Below are 18489 nucleotides of genomic sequence, written 5' to 3'. Positions count from 1 at the left end.
TTAACAACACTGAGCAACGCACTGGAGAACCTACCGTGAAATTCGAAGGCATCTACACCCCGGCAATCACTCCGCTGGCTGCGGACGGCTCGATCGACAAGGCAGCGTTTGCCGAGGTCCTCGAATACCTGGTCGAGTCGAAAATCCACGGCGTCATCATTGGTGGCTCCACCGGCGAGTACTACGCCCACACCACCCAGGAGCGCATCGAACTAGCCGCCCAGGCCAAGGACGTGCTCAACGGCCGCCTGCCGCTGATCGTCGGCACCGGTGGCATCCGCACCGAAGACGCAGTGGCCTTTGCCCAGCACGCCAAGGAAATCAAGGCCGATGCGCTGCTGGTGGGCACCCCGCCGTACGCGCTGCCAACCCAGCAGGAAATCGCCCTGCACGTCAAAGCGGTTGACGCCGCCGCCGGCCTGCCGATCATGCTCTATAACTACCCAGGCCGCATGAGCGTAAGCATGGGTGAAGAGTTCTTCGACGCCGTGGCCGACGTGAAAAATATCGTCGCCATCAAGGAAAGCTCCGGTGACATGGCCCAGCTGCACCGCCTGGCCATCAAACGCCCGAACATCCAGCTGTCCTGCGGCTGGGACGACCAGGCCCTGGAATTCTTCGCCTGGGGCGCCAAGAGCTGGGTCTGCGCCGGCTCCAACTTCATCCCGCGCGAGCACGTGGCCCTGTACGAGGCCTGCGTGATCGAGAAAGACTTCGACAAGGGCCGCAAGATCATGGCTGCCATGATGCCGCTGATGGACTTCCTCGAAGGTGGCAAGTTCGTCCAGGCCATCAAGAACGGCGTGGCCCTGAATGGCCTGAGCACCGGTGGTGTGCGCAAGCCGCTGTACGACCTGGACGCCGCCGAGAAGCAAGAGCTGCAACGTGTGGTCACCGAACTGAAGGCCACCATCGCCCAGATCAAATAAGGAGGCTGGAAAAATGGCTGAATTGCTGAGCAAGGAACAATACGCGGCCATCGCCGCCGACCTGCAACTGCGCACCAAGGCGTTCATCGACGGTGAATTCCGCGATGCCATCTCCGGTCGCACCTTCGTCACCACCAACCCGGCCACCGGCAAGCAGCTGGCTGAGGTCGCCGCGTGCGACGTCAACGACGTCAACGTTGCGGTGGCTGCGGCCAAGCGCGTGTTCGAAGAGGGCACCTGGTCGAAGATGCAGCCGAACGACCGCAAGCACGTGCTGCAGAAGTTCGCCCAACTGCTCGAAGACAACGCCCACGAGCTGGCGGTGCTGGAAGCGCTGGACAGCGGCAAGCCGGTCAGCGAGTGCCAGACCGTCGACGTGCCGGAAACCATCCACACCATCCGCTGGCACGCCGAGCTGATCGACAAGATCTACGACGCCACCGCGCCGACCGGCAATGCTGCCGTGACCATGGTGGTGCGTGAAGCCATTGGCGTGGTCGGCCTGGTGCTGCCATGGAACTTCCCGCTGCTGATGCTGGCGTGGAAGATCGCCCCGTCGCTGGCCGCCGGTTGCTCGATCGTGGTCAAGCCGGCCAAGGAAACCACCCTCAGCGCCCTGCGCGTGGCCGAACTGGCCCATGAGGCTGGCATCCCGGCCGGTGTGTTCAACCTGGTGCCTGGCGGTGGCCGTGAAGTGGGCGAAGCCATCGGCCGCCACATGGACATCCCGATGGTCAGCTTCACCGGCTCTACCGATACCGGCCGCCTGTTCCTGAAATACGCGGCCGAGTCCAACCTCAAGCGCATCGTGCTGGAGCTGGGTGGCAAGAACCCGGCCGTGGTCATGAACGACTGCGAAGACCTGGACGAAGTGGCCCAGTTCGTCACCGCGGGTGCGTTCTGGAACATGGGCGAGAACTGCTCCGCCTCCTCGCGCCTGATCGTGCACAAGGACGTCAAGGACGAGCTGCTGGGCCTGATCGCCAAGCACCTGAAAGACTGGAAGCTGGGCGACCCGCTCGACCCGGAAAACCGCCTGGGCGCCATGGTCAGCAAATCGCACTTCGAGAAGGTGAAGTCGTACCTGGAATACGCTGCCGAGCAGAAGCTCAGCATCGTTCAGGGTGGCGAGACCGAGGAAGGCGTGTTCGTGCAGCCGACCATCGTCGACAACGTCAGCCGCGACAACAAGCTGTTCGTCGAGGAAATCTTTGGCCCGGTGCTGAGCGTGACCAGCTTCGAAACCATCGACGAGGCGATCGAGCTGGCCAACGACACCGTTTATGGCCTGGCCGCTTCGGCCTACACCGGCAGCCTGCGCAACGCGCTGCGCCTGTCGCGGGAAATCCGCGCGGGCGTGGTGACCGTGAACTGCTTCGGTGAAGGCGATGTGACCACGCCGTTCGGTGGCTACAAGGAGTCTGGCTTTGGTGGGCGCGACAAGTCCATCTGGGCCCATGACCAATACACGGAGCTGAAGACCATCTGGATCAACGCTTCGTGATCTGAGCAAGACCGGTGCTGTTCTGACGGAGCTCAGCACCTGGCCGCCCTGCTTACGCAGTGGCGGCCTTTTTTATTACTTGAACTTGGGCCCCGACCGGGTATTCAGCCCCTTGGCCATGCGGTCATAAAGCACCACATTCACCGTCGCCGCCAAGTTCATGCAACCCTCGGTGGGTATGTAGATGGTCTCTTCACACCACCCCCGCACGTCTTCGCTCAACGAGCCATCCTCGGGTCCGAAGATATAAATGGCTCGATCCGGGTGGGTATATTCCGGCAGCGGCCGCGCACCTTCCACCAGCTCCACCGCCACCGGCGTGCAGCCCAGCGGGATGATGCGTTGCAGGTCATCGATGCCGATCAGCGGAATGTCGTAATGCACGCGCTTGGTGTCGGTGACGAAGTCACGCGCACGTTCGTAGCGTTTGCCGGTGTAGAACACCGAATTCACGCCATAGCAGCCCGCCGCGCGCATCACCGAGCCGACGTTTTCTGCCGATTTGGGGTTGAACAGGCCGATGCAGCTGTATCGTTTGTTTGCCACGTACCGGGGCCCTTCGCGAAAAAAGCGCGATTATACGGGCTGCCCGGTAGCAGCGGGGGGCGAATCGATGGTCAGTCTTTTTTCAACATGCCCGCCAGTGCGGCGAACGGGTTGTGGGTGGCCTTGGCAATGCTCGGGGTGCTGGTGGAGCCTTCGCTGAAGTATTGCTGGTCGGTGTAACGCGAGTGCTCGTTGTCGTGGCAGTACAGGCACAGCAGTTCCCAGTTGGAACCGTCCTGCGGGTTGTTGTCGTGGTTGTGGTCACGGTGGTGCACGGTCAGCTCGCTCAGGCGCTTGCCGGCGAACTCGCGGGCGCAGCGGCCGCAGACGTGCGGGTACATTCTCAGGGCCTTGTCGCGGTAGCCCATTTCCTTGTCACGCTTGGCATCGGCCAGGATGCGGTCGAGGCGCGCGGTGGCGGCGGCGGAAGAGGTGGAGCTCATGATGTTTCCTTGGTTCTGATCAGGCAAATGACGGTTATGTCATTGAGTCTAGCGCGCTTGCAGGGCAGGCGGACAGGCGAAAGGTTTGATTTAGGCGTAGCCTGTAGGAAGGTTCCCGACAGGAGGTTGCAGATGTTTCACGCGATCCTCACCGCGCTGTTGATGGCTGGCCTGCCCATGGCCGAAGCCGCAAGCACGCCACCCCGGTTGACGACGCCCGTGCCTGGTGCACCGGGTACGCCGACGCCCACGCCATACCCGCAGATAACCCCGAGTACGCCGCCCAAGGCCTATGACAGCCAGCCGGGGGCGCCCTTGTTGCCGCCAATGCCCGTGCCCGGGCCGCCAAAGGACCAGCCATTGCCGGGGTTGCGGCCGGAGCCCCAGAAGCCGGCGGTGGATGATGATTGACTGAAGGATGTGCGTGGCTGTGGAGTTTTTGGGGCTGCTTTGCAGCCCATCGCGACGCAAGGCCGCTCCTACAGGCGATCGCGTTCCCTTGTAGGAGCGGCCTTGTGTCGCGAAAGGGGCGCAAAGCGCCCCCGGCTATCTCAAACAATACCCAGCTCTTCAAACACGAACGCATATTCCAGCGCTACATCCTTCAACCCCTGATACCGCCCGCTCATGCCGCCATGGCCAGCCCCCATCTCGGTCTTGAGCAGTAGCAGGTTGTTGTCGGTCTTGCGCGTACGCAACCGCGCCACCCACTTGGCTGCTTCCCAGTACTGAACGCGGCTGTCGTTGTAGCCCGCCACCACCAGCATGGCCGGATAGGCCTGCGCTTTCACGTTCTCGTACGGCGCATACGCCTTGATTCGCTCATACACCTCGGGCTCTTCAGGGTTGCCCCATTCGTCGTACTCGGTCACGGTCAGTGGCAGTTCGGGGTCGAGCATGGTGTTGAGCACGTCGACGAACGGCACTTCGGCAATTGCACAACGGAACAGTTCGGGGCGCAGGTTGAGCACTGCGCCCATCAACAGGCCGCCTGCGCTGCCGCCGCTGATGGCCAGCCGGCCAGCAGTGGTCACGCCCTCGGCGATCAGGTGCTCGGCGCAGGCGATGAAGTCGTTGAAGGTGTTGGGCTTGTGCTCCTGCTTGCCGGCGCGGTACCAGGCTTCACCCAGTTCGCCGCCGCCACGCACATGGGCGATGGCAAAGGCCACGCCACGTTCCAGCAGGCTCAGGCGCGCATGGGAGAACCACGGGTCGAGGCTTTCGCCATAAGCACCGTAGCCGTACAGGTAAAGCGGCACGGTCTTGCCCAGGTCCTGGCGACGACGCACCAGGCTGATCGGCACCCGAGTGCCGTCCGCTGCGGTTGCCCACAGGCGCTCGCTTACATAGTCATCGGCATCGAATGCCCCTAGCACCGGGGTTTGCTTGAGCACGGCCTGGGCACCCGTGGCCAGCCCCAGCTGACGCACCTGGGCCGGGCGGTTGAGGGCTTCGTAGCGCAGGCGTATGCGGGTGCTGGCGAACTCCAGGCTGTCCTGCACGTACAGGCTGTAGGCGGCGTCCGGCAGCTCGACGCGATAAGGCACCTGGCCTTGCGGGCGTACCTCGATAATCGGCAGGCCGCCTTCGCGCAGGCTCAGGGTCAGGGCGCTGGCATTCAGGCTGAGGCCTTCGAGCATGATCGCATCGCGGTGTGCCACCAGCACCTGCCATTGTTCACGGCTAGGCACCGGAACGACCGGGGCGTGGTACAGGGCGAAGTTGATGCCGTCCTGGTTGGTGCGGATGAACCAGCGCCACTCGCCGTCCAGCTGGCCATGGTCGGGGAAGTACTCATGGCCTTCGACACGCGGCGCCAGGCAGGTGAACGGCGCCTGTGGGGTTTCGGCGTCCAGTACCCAGGCCTCGCTGGTGGTCTTGCTGTTCAGCAGCAGCACCAGTTGGCGCTCGGAACTGGAGCGGTAGCAGTGCAGGAAGAAACGCCCGTCGGTTTCTTCGAACACGGTCTGCACAGCTTCGCTGCCCAAGGTGTGGCGGCGCAGGCGCCAGGGCCGGTGAGTGTCGTCCAGTTCGGCGAAGAACAGCGTCTGGCTGTCGTTGGCCCAGGTCAGGCTGCCGTCGCAATCGTCGAAGGGCAGGGCGGTGACGTTGCCAGTGGCAAGGTCCTTGACGTACAGGGCATAGATTTCGTCGCCGCTGGTGTCGAGGCTGTAGGCCAGCAGACGATGGTCGGGGCTGACGTTGAACGCGCCCAGCGACAGGAAGCCGCCATTGGCCAGGGCGTTGGGGTCGAGCAGCAGTTGCTGCTGGCTTTCATCGACGGTGTTGGAGTCGTCGGCCGGGCGAGGGCAGCGGTAATGGCGCGGGTATTCGTCGCCAGCGGTGGTGCGGGTGTAATAGAGGTAAGGGCCCCAGGGAGACGGCAGCGACAGGTCGGTTTCCTGGATACGGCCCTTGATCTCTTCGAACAGTTGCTCGCGCAACGGCGCCTGGTCGGCCAGGCAGGCCTCCTGGTAGGCGTTTTCGGCTTGCAGGTAGGCGAGCACCTCGGGGGTGTCGCGCTGTTGCAGCCAGGCGTACGGGTCGGCGGCTTGATCGGCTTTGGCAATCGGGGGTTGGGGCTTGGTTGGCATTGAGGATCTCTTGATTGGGGTTGCCTGGGCCGGCCTCTTCGCGGGCTTGCCCGCTCCCACAGGATCACCACTGTCCTCGAGCAGTGCGCAGTACCTGTGGGAGCGGGCGAGCCCGCGAAGAGGCCGGTACAGGCAAACACTGTCTGCGCCCGGAAAAGTGTTTATCATAGGCATCTCTTTGCCTGGCTTGCACGAACACCATGACCGAGAACGACTACACCCTTCTCTGGGGCCTCTACGCTGTGGCCGCCTTGGGCTGCCTGCTGGTGGGCTTCAAGCTGACCGGCTGGATGTGGCGCTGGCTGCGCGAACCGCTGCGGGTGGTGCTGGCGGTGCTGCTGCTGACGCCGACCGTGGTCGACCCGGTCAAGGACAGCTTCGCCCCGGCCATCGCCATCACCGCCCTGGATGTCGCCTTCAAGGTCGGTAACAACGCCTGGCGTGCAGTGTCCGACTTCGCCATGTACGGCATGATTGCCTTTGGCCTGTATTTCCTCTTCGTGCTGCTGCGCTGGCCGCTGGAAAAACGCGCCCGCGAGCGCCGCGAGCAAGCCGAGGCCGCCGCCCAGCGCCAGGCCGCCGAAGATGACCAGCTCGCCGCCCATGCCCCCTTGGCCGCCGAGCGCGGTGACCGTTACCGCGACGACCCACGCCCGGCCGCACCACGCGGCAATGGCCGGGTCGAGCCCCGTCTGTAAGCGCAGGAGACACGCCGATGTGCGAACTGCTGGGCATGAGTGCCAACGTCCCTACCGATATCGTTTTCAGCTTCACCGGCCTGATGCAGCGCGGCGGGCGCACTGGCCCGCACCGTGATGGCTGGGGCATCGGCTTCTACGAAGGCCGTGGCCTGCGCCTGTTCCAGGACCCGGCAGCGAGCAGCGAGTCGGAAGTGGCCAACCTGGTGCAGCGCTACCCGATCAAGAGCGAAGTGGTGATCGGCCATATCCGCCAGGCCAACGTCGGCAAGGTGTGCCTGTCCAACACCCACCCGTTCGTACGGGAAATGTGGGGCCGCAACTGGTGTTTTGCGCACAACGGCCAATTGGGCGACTTCAAGGGCCTGGCCAGTTTCTACCGGCCGGTGGGCGACACCGACAGCGAAGCGGCCTTCTGCGACCTGCTCAACCGCATCCGCAGCGCCTTCCCCGAGCCAGTGCCGGTGGAACAGCTGCTGCCGGTGCTGGTCGAAGCTTGTGCCGGCTACCGTGGCCAGGGCGTGTTCAACTGCATGCTCAGTGACGGCGACTGGCTGTTCTGCTTCTGCTCGACCAAGCTGGTACACATTACCCGCCGTGCGCCGTTTGGTGCTGCGCGGTTGAAGGATGTCGACCTGATCGTCGATTTTCATACCGAAACCACCCCCAACGACGTGGTCACGGTGATTGCCACCGAGGCCCTGACCGAGAACGAGACCTGGCACCGTTACGAGCCGGGTCAATGGGCCCTGTGGCGGCACGGCGAATGTGTGGCGCACGGCCAGAGCTAAGGACGCTGCATGTTCAGAAGTTACCTGCGGTTGCTGCTGTTCACCTTCGGCCTGCTGGCCGGTATCCAGGTCCCGGGACTGGTCAAGGACTATAGCCAGCGGGTCGAAGCGCACCTGTTCGAGTCGCGCGAGGCGCTGGATGGTTTCCGGCAAACGGCCGAGCGCTTTTTCAAGGGCGACTTGCAGGCGCTGCTGCGGCATTACCGCAGCAGTGACGACCCGGTGTTCAACAGTGATGCCAACAGCATCGAAAGCCTGATGATCCGCAACGAACTGCTGGAAAACGAATGGCAGGCGCTGCAAGGGCCTTGGGCGCAGCGAACCTGGCATGTGCTGATACAGGCCGACCCACAGCTGCGCGAAGAGACGCTGAATGGCTACAGCTATCAGATTCTGCTGGTGCCCGAAGCGGTTGGCTGGGGCGTTGGTGCCGGTTTTGTGCTGGCATTCGTGGTTGAAAGCCTGTTGCTGGGAATTGGCTGGGTGATCCTCGGTGGGCGGCGCAGGGCTGTAAAAGAGAGCTGGCGCTGATTTCTGCGGTAGCTGTGCCGGCCTCTTCGCGGGTAAACCCGCTCCCACAGGGATGGTACAGCTCTCAAGGTTGATGCAGTACCTGTGGGAGCGGGTTTACCCGCGAAGAGGCCGGCACAGGCAAAAGCAATCTTTCAGACCAGCACGATCCGCTGCCCCCCCACATCACGCGCGTACCCCTCCAACACCTGCCGGCAAACCCCGACCACCTCATCGACCAACGCCACCCCGGTCTGCCAGGCCACCACCAGCTCCAGGCCGGGCGGCGGTTGCAGCCCTTGCAGCAGCACCAGTTCGCCCCGGCCCAACTCGGCATCCACCAGCGCCGGCGGCAGCGCACCAATGCCAAACCCGTCACGCAACAACCGGGTAATCGCCGCCACCGAGTTCACGCAGTTCAGCCGTGGCGCCTCGGCCCCCGCAGCTTGCAGCAAGCTCAACACCTCTTGGTGTGGCCGCGAATTCTTCGAGAAGGTGATGATCCGCTCGCGCCCAAGCTCGGCCAGCGAGGCGTAGTCCCGGTGCTGGTGCGAGCCGGCAGCCACCACCCAGCCCATCGGGTAGCGCGCCAGGTCCAGGCTGCGGATCGATTGCTCACGCAGCAGGTCGGTCTGCAGGATCACATCGAGAAAACCCTTCTGCAGTTGTTCGCGCAGGTTCAGCGCGGTGTCGGCCACCAGTTCGATTTCCACCTGCGGGTAGCGCTCGGTCAGCTCCGCCACCAGCGCACTCATCCAGGTATGGATGACCGTGTCCATCACGCCGATCCGAATGCGCCCGACCTTGGCCCGGTCGCTGTCCAGCGATTGCTTCATGGCCTTGGCGGTTTCCAGCATGCGCTCGGCGTATTCCAGCACCTTGGCGCCTTCCGGGGTCAGGCTGACCCCGCGAGAATCGCGCAGCAACAGCTTCACACCCAGGTCTGCCTCCAGCGCGGCAATGCGGCTGGACACCGAGGCCTGGGTGGTGAACAGCTTTTCTGCCGTCAGGCGGAAGCTCTTGAGCCGGGCGACCCAGACGAATGTTTCGAGGAAACGAAGGTTCATGATCAGTTTTTCTTGTTCCAGACCGGCGGTTTTTCTCGTTGGACGCAAGCGCTGCGGCCTCTGAACAATGGTGCCCAGGCCGCGACGCTTTATGTCGCCCATAAAACAATACCAACAAGCCGAGGCATCCATGAACTCTACCGGCGTGCAGCAGCAGGTCAGTTCCCCCCCTTCGTCCGGGCCTTTCGCCTGGTACCGCGATATCGACAAACAGCAACGGCGCACCTTCTGGAGCTGCAAGATCGGCTATGGCCTGGATGGCATGGACACGCAGATGCTCAGCTTCGTCATCCCCACACTGATCATGCTGTGGGGCATCACCACTACCGAAGCCGGGTTGATCCACACCAGCACACTGATAGCCTCGGCCGTGGGTGGCTGGGTAGCCGGTATCCTCTCCGACCGCATCGGCCGGGTGCGTACCCTGCAACTGACAGTGCTGTGGTTCGCCTTTTTCACCTTCCTGTGCGGCTTTGCCCAGAGCTACGAACAGTTGCTGATCGCCCGCACCCTGATGGGCTTTGGCTTCGGCGGTGAATGGACGGCTGGCGCGGTACTGATCGGCGAGGTGATCCGTGCCCAGGACCGCGGCAAGGCGGTGGGCATGGTGCAGTCTGGCTGGGCCATCGGCTGGGGCCTCACGGCAATCCTCTACGCGCTGTTGTTCTCCTGGCTGCCGCCAGAGCAGGCCTGGCGCGCGCTGTTCCTGTTGGGCCTGGTGCCGGCGGTGTTCGTGATCTTCGTTCGCCGCCTGGTCAAGGACCCCGAGGTGTATCGCGAGGCCAAGGCAGAAGAAAAGGCCGAGGCACCTTCGCACTTCTACGAAATCTTCGCCCCGGGCATGCTCTGGACCACTGTGCGGGCGTCTCTGCTGACCACGGGTGCGCTGGGTGGCTACTACGCCATCACTTCATGGCTGCCGACCTTCCTCAAGAACGAGCGCGGCCTGAGCGTGCTGGGCACGGGGGGCTACCTGGCCATGGTGATCGTTGGCTCGTACGTGGGTTACGTGGTCAGCGCCTACCTGTCCGACCTGCTGGGGCGCAAGAAGAACTTCATCCTGTTCGCCGTGGGCTCGTTCATCATCGTGCTGCTGTACACGCAAATGCAGGTCAGCGATGGCGTGATGCTGTGGCTGGGCTTCCCGCTGGGCTTTTTTGCCTCGGGCATCTTCAGTGGCATGGGCGCGTTCCTCACCGAACTGTTCCCCACGCGCATTCGTGGCTCGGGGCAGGGCTTCTGCTACAACATCGGCAAGGTCATAGCGGCGTTGTTCCCGTTGATGATCGGCATGCTCGGCCAGAATGTACCGCTGGGCCTGGGCATTGGCGTGTTCTCCGCAGTGTCCTACGGGATCGTCATCATGGCGGCCCTGAGCCTGCCGGAAACCCGCGGCAAACAGCTCAAGGCGCGGTAAGGTAGGCCTATGGACAACAACAAGGGAGACCACGTGGTGGAACGCCTGCTACTCAATTGCGACATGGGTGAGAGTTTCGGCAGCTGGCGCATGGGCCTGGACGCCGAGGTGATGCCCTACATCGACTGCGCCAACATCGCCTGTGGCTACCACGCGGGTGACCCCGGCATCATGCGCCGCACCGTGACCCTGGCGCTGGAGCATGGCGTGGCCATCGGCGCGCACCCCGCCTACCCGGACCTGGTCGGCTTTGGCCGCCGCTCCATGGCTTGCAGCCCGGAGGAAATCCGCGACTTGCTGCACTACCAGATCGGCGCGCTGGAGGGTATCTGCAAGGTGCTGGGGGGCCGCGTGGCCTATGTGAAACCCCATGGCGCGCTGTACAACGACATGATGGCCGACCCGCTCAAGCTGCGCACGGTGCTGGAGGCCGTGGCGGCCTACGACAGCAACCTGCCGCTGATGCTCATGGCCACTGCCGACAACCGCGCCGCCCAGGCGCTGGGCGATGAAGTCGGCGTGCCGCTGTGGTTCGAGGCGTTCGCCGATCGCGCCTACACCGCCAGCGGTCATCTTGTGTCGCGACGCCTGCCCGGTGCGGTGCACCACGACCCGGCGCTGGTAGTGGAGCAGGCTGTGCGTGTTGCCCGCGACGACACGTTGGTGGCGGCTGATGGCAGTGCCCTGCGCCTGCAAGCCAGTACCCTGTGCGTGCACGGCGACAACGACAGTTCGGTGGCGGCGGTGCGGCAGATACGCCAGGCCCTTGATGCGCTGGAGGCACGATGAGGCTGCGCATCGAAGTGGTGGCCATCGACAGCCTGATGGTGCGGCTGTTCGACCGTATCGACGAGGCCAACATGCCATGGATGCTCGCCGCCAGCCAACGCTTGAGCGCTGCGTTCGGCCAGCATCTGCTTGACCTGGTGCCGTCTTACACCACGCTGATGGTGCAGTTCGACCTGCCGCCGGGTGAGGCGAGGGCGCTGATCACCCAGGCGCTGGACGGTTTGCAGCCAGACGCCGGCAGCGGCGGCCGGCGACATGAAATCCCGGTGTGGTACGACGCCAGTGTCGGCCCGGAACTGCCTGTGCTGGCAGCCCGCAGCGGCTTGAGTGAAGCCGATGTCATCCGCTTGCACAGCGAGCGCGACTATCCGGTATTTGCCCTGGGCTTTGCCCCCGGTTTCGGCTTCATGGGCCTGGTGGACGAACGCCTGGCCAGCCCGCGCCTGAGCACACCGCGCAAGCGCGTGGCGGCGGGTAGCGTGGGCATTGCCGAGCGGCAGACGGCAGCGTATCCGGCGGTATCGCCGGGCGGCTGGAACCTGATTGGCCGTACCCCGGTGCGCCTGTTCGACCGGGATCGCGAGGGTTACAGCCTGTTGCAACCCGGTGACCGGGTGCGCTTCGTGCCGGTTTCGCGCAGCGAATTCCTGGCCTTGGGTGGTGATGTGGAGGCGCAGGGATGAAGCAGTTGAAGATCGAGGCCAGTACGCCATTGTGCCAGTTGCAGGACGCCGGGCGCTTCGGCGTGCGCCACTTGGGCGTAACCCAGGGCGGCGCGCTGGACTGGGTGGCGATGCACTGGGCCAACTGGCTGCTGGGCAACGCCTTGGGAGCGCCGGTGGTCGAGGTGGCGTTGGGTGGCTTCAGTGTGGTGGCGGAGCAGGATTGCGTGCTGGCGCTGGCTGGTGCCGATCTGGATGCGCGGGTTGATGATCAGCCTTTGGCCCCCTGGCGCAGCTTTGCCCTGGCCAAGGGGCAAAGCTTGACCCTGAAGCAGCCTAAGCAGGGCGTTCGGGCTTACCTGGCGGCACCGGGCGGGTTTATGGGCGAAGATGTGCTGGGCAGTTGTGCCACGGTGGTACGTGAAGAGCTGGGTGGCATCGATGGCCAAGGGGCTGCGCTGGTTAAAGGCCAGGCATTAGCGTTCCCCGGTCACGATGCAATCCTGCGCGAGGTGCCGCATGCGTTGCGCCCGCAGTACGTACAAAAGCCTGTGCTCGACCTGGTGATGGGCGCGCAGATTGGTGATTTCAGCGGTACCAGCCTGTTCGAGGCGTTCAACAGTGACTGGACGCTGGACAGCCGGGCCGATCGCATGGGCATCCGCCTGCTGGGGCCGCAATTGGTCTATCAGGGCGCCCCGATGATTTCTGAAGGTATTCCGCTGGGGGCGGTGCAGGTGCCGCCGGACGGGCAGCCGATCGTGTTGCTCAATGACCGGCAGACCATTGGCGGGTATCCGCGGCTGGGGGCGTTGACGCCGTTGGCGCTGGCACAGCTGGCGCAGTGCATGCCGGGGGCGGTGGTGAGGTTCAGGCCCGTGGTGCAGGACGAGGCTTGGCACAAGCAGAAGGTATACCTGGACCGTTGGTTGTAAGGCCACTGGCCCTTTCGCGGGCACGCCCGCTCCCACAGGGAGTTGCACAAGCCTCAGGCCTGCGCCATATCTGTGGGAGCGGGCGTGCCCGCGAAGAGGCCCGAACAGGTGTTCAATTAACGTCACAAAAGCATGAGCCTGGTAATTCTGATAGTTGACCTATGAAGGATCAGGGGTATTTTGTTGGGTGAGAGTTTCCAAGGTTGTCTTCAAGTGTACTTTGGCTTTGTTACTACAAAGGTTGCCGAGGGCATATGAACTATACGGCGTACGGCTATTCCTTATCACTGCTGATGCAGTTATCTAAGCTTGGGTATGATGGCGAGCGCATAGATAATAGCTCAGGATGCTATCCGCTCGGCGCCGGGCTACGCTCTTACAACCCGGCCTTGATGAGGTTTACATCTTCAGACTCGCTGAGCCCTTTTGGCATTGGTGGAATCAACGGTTACGCCTATTGTAGTGGTGATCCAGTCAACTACAACGATCCGACAGGAAAAGCTCCGGTACCCATTCGAATCGAAGCGGGAAGATCTCGTCGACTCAAACTTACCTGGAATGAGACAAGAGTTAAACTCAATCTATCCACTCCTGGCGAACTTCTGGAGCTTGTCAAGAGCTCTCCGGAGTATCTTTTACATATAGAGGGCGCGGAAGCGTCAAATGTTCTAAATCATGTTTTGGCGTTAAGTCGCGACCCACTGGCCCCAGTGCCGAATGGCTTGTTTGCCTCGTCCAATGAGATTTTTCAGGACGTGCGTGAGCGTCGGCTCAAGGTGACTTCGAAGATTGAAGCGTTTGATCAAGCTCCGTCTCCTGAGGAGGCCGGGCAAATAGTCCAGCAGCTTCTCATTTTGAGAAATCAAATTAAATTTGAACGGGATCGTGCCCATGTGCGGCTGAGATCGGTGGCCAAAAGGCTGCTTGCCCCTGCTCTTGAGGATATAAGCTCTTGGCGCCGGCAGTAGGTGTTTCAGTATTAGGTTTTTGTTCAGAACACTTCGCTGAGAATACTTAAGCGCTGGTACGTGGCTGCGGGCTGCGGTATTGCAATGCGTCTGGCAGCCCCTCACCTAACTCACTTGGAGAGATAACGCATCCCTTCCTCCAACCCCTGCAAGGTCAGCGGGTACATCTTGTCTTCGATCAGGTCCCGCACCAGATGGGTCGACGCGGTGTAGTCCCAGGCCTGCTTCGGATACGGGTTGATCCAGATGATCTTCCTGAATTTCTCCATGAACCGCTGTATCCACACATACCCGGCCTCTTCGTTCCAGTGCTCCACGCTGCCACCCGGCTGGGTGATTTCGTAGGGCGCCATGGCCGCGTCGCCGACGAAAATCACTTTGTAGTCGTCGCCGTACTTGTGCAGCAGGTCGAAGGTGGAATACCGCTCCGAGGTGCGGCGCAGGTTGTTCTTCCACACCGACTCGTACACGCAGTTGTGGAAGTAGTAGTACTCCAGGTGCTTGAACTCGGTCTTGCAGGCCGAGAACAGCTCTTCGCAGACCTTGATGTGCGCGTCCATCGAGCCGCCGATGTCGAACAGTAACAGCAGCTTCACCGTGTTGCGCCGCTCGGGGCGCATCTGGATGTTCAGCAAGCCTGCGTCACGTGCGGTGTGGTCGATGGTGCCATCGATGTCCAGCTCTTCGGCGGCGCCTTCACGGGCGAACTTGCGCAGCCGGCGCAGGGCCAGCTTGATGTTGCGTGTGCCCAGTTCCACCTGGTCGTCCAGGTTCTTGTATTCGCGCTGGTCCCACACCTTCACCGCCTTGCCCTGGCGCTTGCCGGCTTCGCCTACGCGGATGCCCTCGGGGTTGAAACCACCCGAGCCGAACGGGCTGGTGCCGCCGGTGCCGATCCACTTGTTGCCGCCGGCATGGCGTTCCTTCTGCTCTTCAAGGCGCTGCTTGAATGCCTCGATCAACTTGTCCAGGCCACCCAGGGTCTGGATTTGTGCGCGCTCCTCATCGCTGAGAGAGCGCTCGAATTCCTTGCGCAGCCAGTCTTCGGGGATCAGTGCCTCGATGTGCCGGTCGAGGTTTTCCAGGCCCTTGAAGTAGGCAGCAAAAGCCCGGTCGAACTTGTCGAAATGGCGTTCGTCCTTCACCAGGATGGCGCGGGCGAGGTAATAAAACTCGTCCATGTCGGCGAACACCACGTGCTTTTGCAGGGCGTGGTGCAGGTCCAGTAGCTCGCGCACCGACACCGGTACCTTGGCTGCACGCATTTCATTGAACAGGTTGAGCAGCATGGCCCGGCTCCTGTCAGCGGTTGCCGCGCCGGCTCATGAAGGCCAGGCGCTCCAGCAACTGCACGTCCTGCTCGTTTTTCACCAGGGCACCTGCCAGCGGCGGGATGGCCTTGGTCGGGTCGCGTTCGCGCAGCACGGCTTCACCGATGTTGTCGGCCATCAACAGCTTCAGCCAGTCGACCAGCTCGGAGGTGGACGGCTTTTTCTTCAGGCCCGGCACCTTGCGCACGTCGAAGAACACATCCAGTGCTTCGCTGACCAGCGACTGGCTGATGTTGGGGTAGTGCACGTCGACAATCTGTTGCAGCGTGGTGCGGTCCGGGAAGGCGATGTAGTGGAAGAAGCAGCGGCGCAGGAAGGCGTCCGGCAGCTCTTTTTCGTTGTTGGAGGTAATGATGATGATCGGGCGTTGTTTTGCCTTGATGGTCTCGTCGATTTCGTAGACGTAGAACTCCATCTTGTCGAGTTCTTGCAGCAGGTCGTTGGGGAACTCGATGTCGGCCTTGTCGATTTCGTCGATCAGCAGGATGACCCGCTCTTCGGCTTCGAAGGCTTCCCACAGCTTGCCCTTTTTCAGGTAGTTGCGCACATCGTGCACCTTGTCCACGCCCAGTTGCGAGTCGCGCAGGCGGCTGACCGCGTCGTACTCGTACAGGCCCTGATGGGCCTTGGTGGTGGACTTGATGTGCCAGGTGATCAGGCGCGCGCCGAAGGATGCCGCCAGTTGCTCGGCAAGCATGGTCTTGCCGGTGCCGGGCTCGCCCTTGACCAGCAGCGGGCGTTCGAGGGTGATAGCCGCGTTTACCGCCAGTTTCAGGTCGTCTGTGGCGACGTAGTCGCGGGTGCCTTCGAACTTCATGGGGCTGTCCTCTGTTGTAAGCCTGTGCCGGCCTCTTCGCGGGCATGCCCGCTCCCACAGGAGTTGCACGCACTTCTGGAGCTGTGGGGTACCTGTGGGAGCGGGCGTGCCCGCGAAAGGCCCAACACCTGTTTTCGATTTGTCACCGACTATAACGCGGGCTTAGGCAGCTGAAAACGCAGACCGGGTATTCAGTCCCTGAATGCCCCGTCACGCTCACTCAGTCGGCATCCGGCCCGGGTTGCTCATACCGTGCGTTGAAGGCCTGGACAAACCCGTTACGCAGTATCTGCAAGAACGCTTCAAAAGCGCTGATATCCTGCTTGTGCACGCTGCCGCTAAGCTCCACGCGGGTGGCAAACTGGTTTTTACGCTGGTTCTTGAGCACGGTCTCGGTGGCCCCTATCAAGGCCTCCCACACCGAGCGGAAAAAGCCTTTGTCCTTTTCCTGTACATCCTGTTGCCAGTTGAACACGTCCACATCGCGCAGCAACGGTTTGATGTAGCCCGTGAGCCGGCCATTCTCGGCCTGCGCCTCGATCACCAGGTCACCATGGCCAGCGTTGAAGTCGAACTTGCCATAGGCGCTTGAAAAGTCATTGAGCCTGCGCAACTCGATGCCCGTGGCGCGCAAGCGGAACTGGAAATCGTCGAAGTCGCTGAACGGGTCGAAGGTGGCACGGCTTTCAACCTTGGCATCGCCCAGCAGCAGGGCGCTGGCGTCCAGGCTGGCATCGCGCCGGCCCTGTTTGTTGCGCACATTGGTCAGGTTGCGGATGCTGGCGTTCAGTTGGGTGGCCTTGAGGTCGACCGGTGGCTTGGCGTTGAAGTTGCGAAAGGCCAGCACGCCGTTTTCGATACGTACCTCGTTAAGGGTGATGGGCAGCAGTTTTTCCAGTTGTTGGCGCCAGTCGGTGCCGCGGCCGGTTTGCGATGCCTGCTTGCTACCACCGTCGACGAAGTTCAGTTGCGGGTGCACGAAGGTTACTTCGGCCACCACCGCCTGGTCGTACCACAGCGAACTCCAGCTTACCGAAAGGTCGATCAGCGGTGCGTCGAGCAGCGGCACTGGCACCTTGCCGCTGGTCTTGACGATTTTCAGGCCGTTGATCTGGTACGCGCCGCGCCACCAGGCCAGGTCCACGTCGGCCACCTGGCCCCGGTACTCGCCCATGTCGGCCAGTTTGTCGTTCAGGTAGTCGCGCACCAGGTAGGGCAGGGCCAGGTGCAGGGCCACCAGCAGCGCGACCAGGCTGGCCAGGCCTGCAAGCGGCCAGCGGTAACGGGCTCTCATCGGGGCGTCTCCCAAGCAGGATGTGCGGTTGACCGCAACCTGCCCAGCCGAGTTCGAACAGGCTTTACGGGCCACCGGCCGGGGCTTACCCTTGAGGTCTTTCCCTGCTCTTTTTCATGCCAAGGACCCCTGCCATGAGCCGTATCTTTGCAGACAACGCCCACTCCATCGGTAACACGCCGCTGGTGCAGATCAACCGCATCGCTCCGCGCGGCGTGACCATCCTGGCCAAGATCGAAGGGCGTAACCCGGGCTACTCGGTCAAGTGCCGCATTGGCGCGAACATGGTCTGGGATGCCGAGAGCAACGGCAAGCTCAAGCCGGGCATGACCATCGTCGAGCCCACCTCGGGCAATACCGGTATCGGCCTGGCCTTCGTCGCCGCCGCCCGCGGCTACAAGCTGATGCTGACCATGCCAGCTTCGATGAGCCTGGAGCGCCGCAAGGTGCTGAAGGCACTGGGTGCCGAACTGGTGCTGACCGACCCGGCCAAGGGCATGAAGGGCGCCATCGAGAAGGCCAGCGAAATCGTCGCGTCCGACCCGGCCCGGTACTTCCTGCCGGGCCAGTTCGAAAACCCGGCCAACCCGGCCATCCATGAGAAAACCACCGGCCCGGAAATCTGGAACGACACCGATGGCGCAGTCGACGTGCTGGTTGCAGGCGTTGGCACCGGCGGGACTATCACCGGCGTATCGCGCTACATCAAGCACACCCAGGGCAAGGCGATCCTGTCGGTGGCCGTTGAACCTGTTTCGTCGCCGCTGATCACCCAGACCCTGGCCGGCGAAGAGCTCAAGCCTAGCCCGCACAAGATTCAGGGCATTGGCGCCGGTTTCGTACCGAAAAACCTCGACCTGTCGATTGTCGACCAGGTGGAAACGGTAACCGATGAAGAATCCAAGGCAATGGCCATCCGCCTGATGCAGGAAGAGGGCATCCTTTGCGGTATTTCCTGTGGCGCAGCCATGGCCGCTGCCGTTCGCCTGGCCGAAAAACCTGAAATGCAGGGTAAGACCATTGTCGTAGTACTGCCGGATTCGGGCGAGCGTTACCTGTCGAGCATGTTGTTTGCCGACATGTTCAGCGAGCAGGAAAACCAGCAGTAATCGGCCTTGCCGCTGATCCGGCGCAACAATCGGCGGCCTGGTTTATTGCAAAATCTTCATCAATGCGATCCCGCCCGGGTTGTTT

The 18489-nt window shown here is 62.5% G+C and carries 19 protein-coding genes; 12 read left to right on the top strand and 7 right to left on the bottom strand.

The features are described from left to right. The first annotated feature begins 35 nt into the window (after positions 1–35). Both ACQKPZ_RS17160 and ACQKPZ_RS17155 read left to right on the top strand, forming a co-directional pair. On the top strand, positions 36–929 hold the full coding sequence (locus ACQKPZ_RS17160; protein WP_391126853.1) for a dihydrodipicolinate synthase family protein: 894 nt from the start codon (positions 36–38) through the stop codon (positions 927–929). A gap of 13 nt (positions 930–942) precedes the next feature. Then, positions 943–2433 carry an aldehyde dehydrogenase gene (locus ACQKPZ_RS17155; RefSeq protein ID WP_427540277.1) on the top strand — a complete coding sequence of 497 codons (1491 nt, stop codon included), beginning with the start codon at positions 943–945 and terminating at the stop codon, positions 2431–2433. A 75-nt stretch (positions 2434–2508) separates the two neighbouring features. Here ACQKPZ_RS17155 and ACQKPZ_RS17150 read toward each other — a convergent pair whose 3' ends face one another. After that, positions 2509–2979, bottom strand: coding sequence for an RNA methyltransferase (locus ACQKPZ_RS17150; RefSeq protein ID WP_028693028.1), 471 nt, complete (start codon positions 2977–2979; stop codon positions 2509–2511). A gap of 71 nt (positions 2980–3050) precedes the next feature. Continuing rightward, positions 3051–3422 (bottom strand): YajD family HNH nuclease, encoded by a 372-nt coding sequence (locus ACQKPZ_RS17145; protein ID WP_016488597.1) that lies wholly within the window; start codon positions 3420–3422, stop codon positions 3051–3053. Positions 3423–3554: 132 nt separating this feature from the next. Here ACQKPZ_RS17145 and ACQKPZ_RS17140 point away from each other — a divergent pair, with 132 nt between their 5' ends. Beyond that, the gene (locus tag ACQKPZ_RS17140) at positions 3555–3833 is read left to right on the top strand and encodes a hypothetical protein (RefSeq protein ID WP_427540274.1); all 279 of its coding nucleotides are present in this window, start codon (positions 3555–3557) and stop codon (positions 3831–3833) included. A gap of 140 nt (positions 3834–3973) precedes the next feature. Here the strand turns inward: ACQKPZ_RS17140 and ACQKPZ_RS17135 are convergent, their stop codons facing one another. After that, complete coding sequence (locus tag ACQKPZ_RS17135) at positions 3974–6016, bottom strand: S9 family peptidase (protein WP_427540271.1); 2043 nt, start codon at positions 6014–6016, stop codon at positions 3974–3976. Positions 6017–6216: 200 nt separating this feature from the next. Between ACQKPZ_RS17135 and ACQKPZ_RS17130 the strand changes: the two genes are divergently transcribed. Genes ACQKPZ_RS17130 through ACQKPZ_RS17120 form a run of 3 tightly spaced genes read left to right on the top strand, consistent with a single transcriptional unit; the run spans position 6217 to position 8036 of the window. Further along, the gene (locus ACQKPZ_RS17130; RefSeq protein ID WP_391126839.1) at positions 6217–6714 is read left to right on the top strand and encodes an MFS transporter; all 498 of its coding nucleotides are present in this window, start codon (positions 6217–6219) and stop codon (positions 6712–6714) included. Between the two features lie 17 nt (positions 6715–6731). Next, positions 6732–7505, top strand: coding sequence for a class II glutamine amidotransferase (locus tag ACQKPZ_RS17125; RefSeq protein WP_427540269.1), 774 nt, complete (start codon positions 6732–6734; stop codon positions 7503–7505). 9 nt (positions 7506–7514) lie between these two features. Beyond that, positions 7515–8036, top strand: a complete 522-nt coding sequence (locus tag ACQKPZ_RS17120) for a DUF2937 family protein (RefSeq protein WP_427540266.1) — start codon at positions 7515–7517, stop codon at positions 8034–8036. 134 nt (positions 8037–8170) lie between these two features. Here ACQKPZ_RS17120 and ACQKPZ_RS17115 read toward each other — a convergent pair whose 3' ends face one another. Then, a complete protein-coding gene (locus ACQKPZ_RS17115) occupies positions 8171–9082 on the bottom strand; it encodes a LysR family transcriptional regulator (RefSeq protein WP_403199276.1) in 912 nt (303 codons plus the stop codon). 130 nt (positions 9083–9212) lie between these two features. On the opposite strand from ACQKPZ_RS17115, the gene ACQKPZ_RS17110 reads away from it, so the two are divergent. The 5 genes from ACQKPZ_RS17110 (at position 9213) to ACQKPZ_RS17090 (ending at position 13853) form a co-directional block, all read left to right on the top strand. Then, complete coding sequence (locus ACQKPZ_RS17110) at positions 9213–10499, top strand: MFS transporter (RefSeq protein WP_427540263.1); 1287 nt, start codon at positions 9213–9215, stop codon at positions 10497–10499. 9 nt (positions 10500–10508) lie between these two features. Next, positions 10509–11288 (top strand): 5-oxoprolinase subunit PxpA, encoded by a 780-nt coding sequence (locus tag ACQKPZ_RS17105; RefSeq protein ID WP_427540260.1) that lies wholly within the window; start codon positions 10509–10511, stop codon positions 11286–11288. Next, positions 11285–11971, top strand: coding sequence for a 5-oxoprolinase subunit PxpB (gene pxpB, locus ACQKPZ_RS17100; protein ID WP_427540257.1), 687 nt, complete (start codon positions 11285–11287; stop codon positions 11969–11971). Before ACQKPZ_RS17105 ends, pxpB begins: the two co-directional genes overlap by 4 nt. Beyond that, complete coding sequence (locus ACQKPZ_RS17095) at positions 11968–12885, top strand: biotin-dependent carboxyltransferase family protein (RefSeq protein ID WP_427540254.1); 918 nt, start codon at positions 11968–11970, stop codon at positions 12883–12885. The genes pxpB and ACQKPZ_RS17095 overlap by 4 nt, the downstream gene beginning before the upstream one ends. A gap of 254 nt (positions 12886–13139) precedes the next feature. Then, positions 13140–13853, top strand: coding sequence for an RHS repeat-associated core domain-containing protein (locus tag ACQKPZ_RS17090; protein ID WP_427540251.1), 714 nt, complete (start codon positions 13140–13142; stop codon positions 13851–13853). A gap of 110 nt (positions 13854–13963) precedes the next feature. On the opposite strand, the gene ACQKPZ_RS17085 is transcribed toward ACQKPZ_RS17090, so the two are convergent. The 3 genes from ACQKPZ_RS17085 to ACQKPZ_RS17075 form a co-directional block, all read right to left on the bottom strand. Beyond that, on the bottom strand, positions 13964–15142 hold the full coding sequence (locus ACQKPZ_RS17085; RefSeq protein WP_427540248.1) for a vWA domain-containing protein: 1179 nt from the start codon (positions 15140–15142) through the stop codon (positions 13964–13966). Positions 15143–15155: 13 nt separating this feature from the next. Continuing rightward, positions 15156–16001, bottom strand: a complete 846-nt coding sequence (locus tag ACQKPZ_RS17080; protein WP_012273667.1) for an AAA family ATPase — start codon at positions 15999–16001, stop codon at positions 15156–15158. Positions 16002–16221: 220 nt separating this feature from the next. Continuing rightward, a complete protein-coding gene (locus tag ACQKPZ_RS17075) occupies positions 16222–17295 on the bottom strand; it encodes a DUF748 domain-containing protein (protein WP_427540245.1) in 1074 nt (357 codons plus the stop codon). A 134-nt stretch (positions 17296–17429) separates the two neighbouring features. Between ACQKPZ_RS17075 and cysK the strand changes: the two genes are divergently transcribed. Next, a complete protein-coding gene (cysK, locus tag ACQKPZ_RS17070; protein WP_391126811.1) occupies positions 17430–18404 on the top strand; it encodes a cysteine synthase A in 975 nt (324 codons plus the stop codon). Positions 18405–18489 lie beyond the last annotated feature (85 nt).

It is taken from the genome of Pseudomonas sp. NPDC089547, assembly GCF_050280665.1.
GTDB lineage: Bacteria > Pseudomonadota > Gammaproteobacteria > Pseudomonadales > Pseudomonadaceae > Aquipseudomonas.
This window is presented reverse-complemented; position numbering and strand designations above follow the sequence as displayed.

Excerpts from the sequence above, each read along its gene's own strand:
- ACQKPZ_RS17120 (WP_427540266.1), top strand. The coding sequence starts at position 7,515 with ATGTTCAGAAGTTACCTGCGGTTGCTGCTGTTCACCTTCGGCCTGCTG.
- ACQKPZ_RS17110 (WP_427540263.1), top strand. The coding sequence starts at position 9,213 with ATGAACTCTACCGGCGTGCAGCAGCAGGTCAGTTCCCCCCCTTCGTCC.
- ACQKPZ_RS17075 (WP_427540245.1), bottom strand. The coding sequence starts at position 17,295 with ATGAGAGCCCGTTACCGCTGGCCGCTTGCAGGCCTGGCCAGCCTGGTC.
- cysK (WP_391126811.1), top strand. The coding sequence starts at position 17,430 with ATGAGCCGTATCTTTGCAGACAACGCCCACTCCATCGGTAACACGCCG.
- ACQKPZ_RS17085 (WP_427540248.1), bottom strand. The coding sequence starts at position 15,142 with ATGCTGCTCAACCTGTTCAATGAAATGCGTGCAGCCAAGGTACCGGTG.
- ACQKPZ_RS17080 (WP_012273667.1), bottom strand. The coding sequence starts at position 16,001 with ATGAAGTTCGAAGGCACCCGCGACTACGTCGCCACAGACGACCTGAAA.
- ACQKPZ_RS17125 (WP_427540269.1), top strand. The coding sequence starts at position 6,732 with ATGTGCGAACTGCTGGGCATGAGTGCCAACGTCCCTACCGATATCGTT.
- ACQKPZ_RS17105 (WP_427540260.1), top strand. The coding sequence starts at position 10,509 with ATGGACAACAACAAGGGAGACCACGTGGTGGAACGCCTGCTACTCAAT.
- ACQKPZ_RS17155 (WP_427540277.1), top strand. The coding sequence starts at position 943 with ATGGCTGAATTGCTGAGCAAGGAACAATACGCGGCCATCGCCGCCGAC.
- ACQKPZ_RS17095 (WP_427540254.1), top strand. The coding sequence starts at position 11,968 with ATGAAGCAGTTGAAGATCGAGGCCAGTACGCCATTGTGCCAGTTGCAG.
- pxpB (WP_427540257.1), top strand. The coding sequence starts at position 11,285 with ATGAGGCTGCGCATCGAAGTGGTGGCCATCGACAGCCTGATGGTGCGG.
- ACQKPZ_RS17135 (WP_427540271.1), bottom strand. The coding sequence starts at position 6,016 with ATGCCAACCAAGCCCCAACCCCCGATTGCCAAAGCCGATCAAGCCGCC.
- ACQKPZ_RS17115 (WP_403199276.1), bottom strand. The coding sequence starts at position 9,082 with ATGAACCTTCGTTTCCTCGAAACATTCGTCTGGGTCGCCCGGCTCAAG.
- ACQKPZ_RS17140 (WP_427540274.1), top strand. The coding sequence starts at position 3,555 with ATGTTTCACGCGATCCTCACCGCGCTGTTGATGGCTGGCCTGCCCATG.
- ACQKPZ_RS17130 (WP_391126839.1), top strand. The coding sequence starts at position 6,217 with ATGACCGAGAACGACTACACCCTTCTCTGGGGCCTCTACGCTGTGGCC.
- ACQKPZ_RS17090 (WP_427540251.1), top strand. The coding sequence starts at position 13,140 with ATGAACTATACGGCGTACGGCTATTCCTTATCACTGCTGATGCAGTTA.
- ACQKPZ_RS17145 (WP_016488597.1), bottom strand. The coding sequence starts at position 3,422 with ATGAGCTCCACCTCTTCCGCCGCCGCCACCGCGCGCCTCGACCGCATC.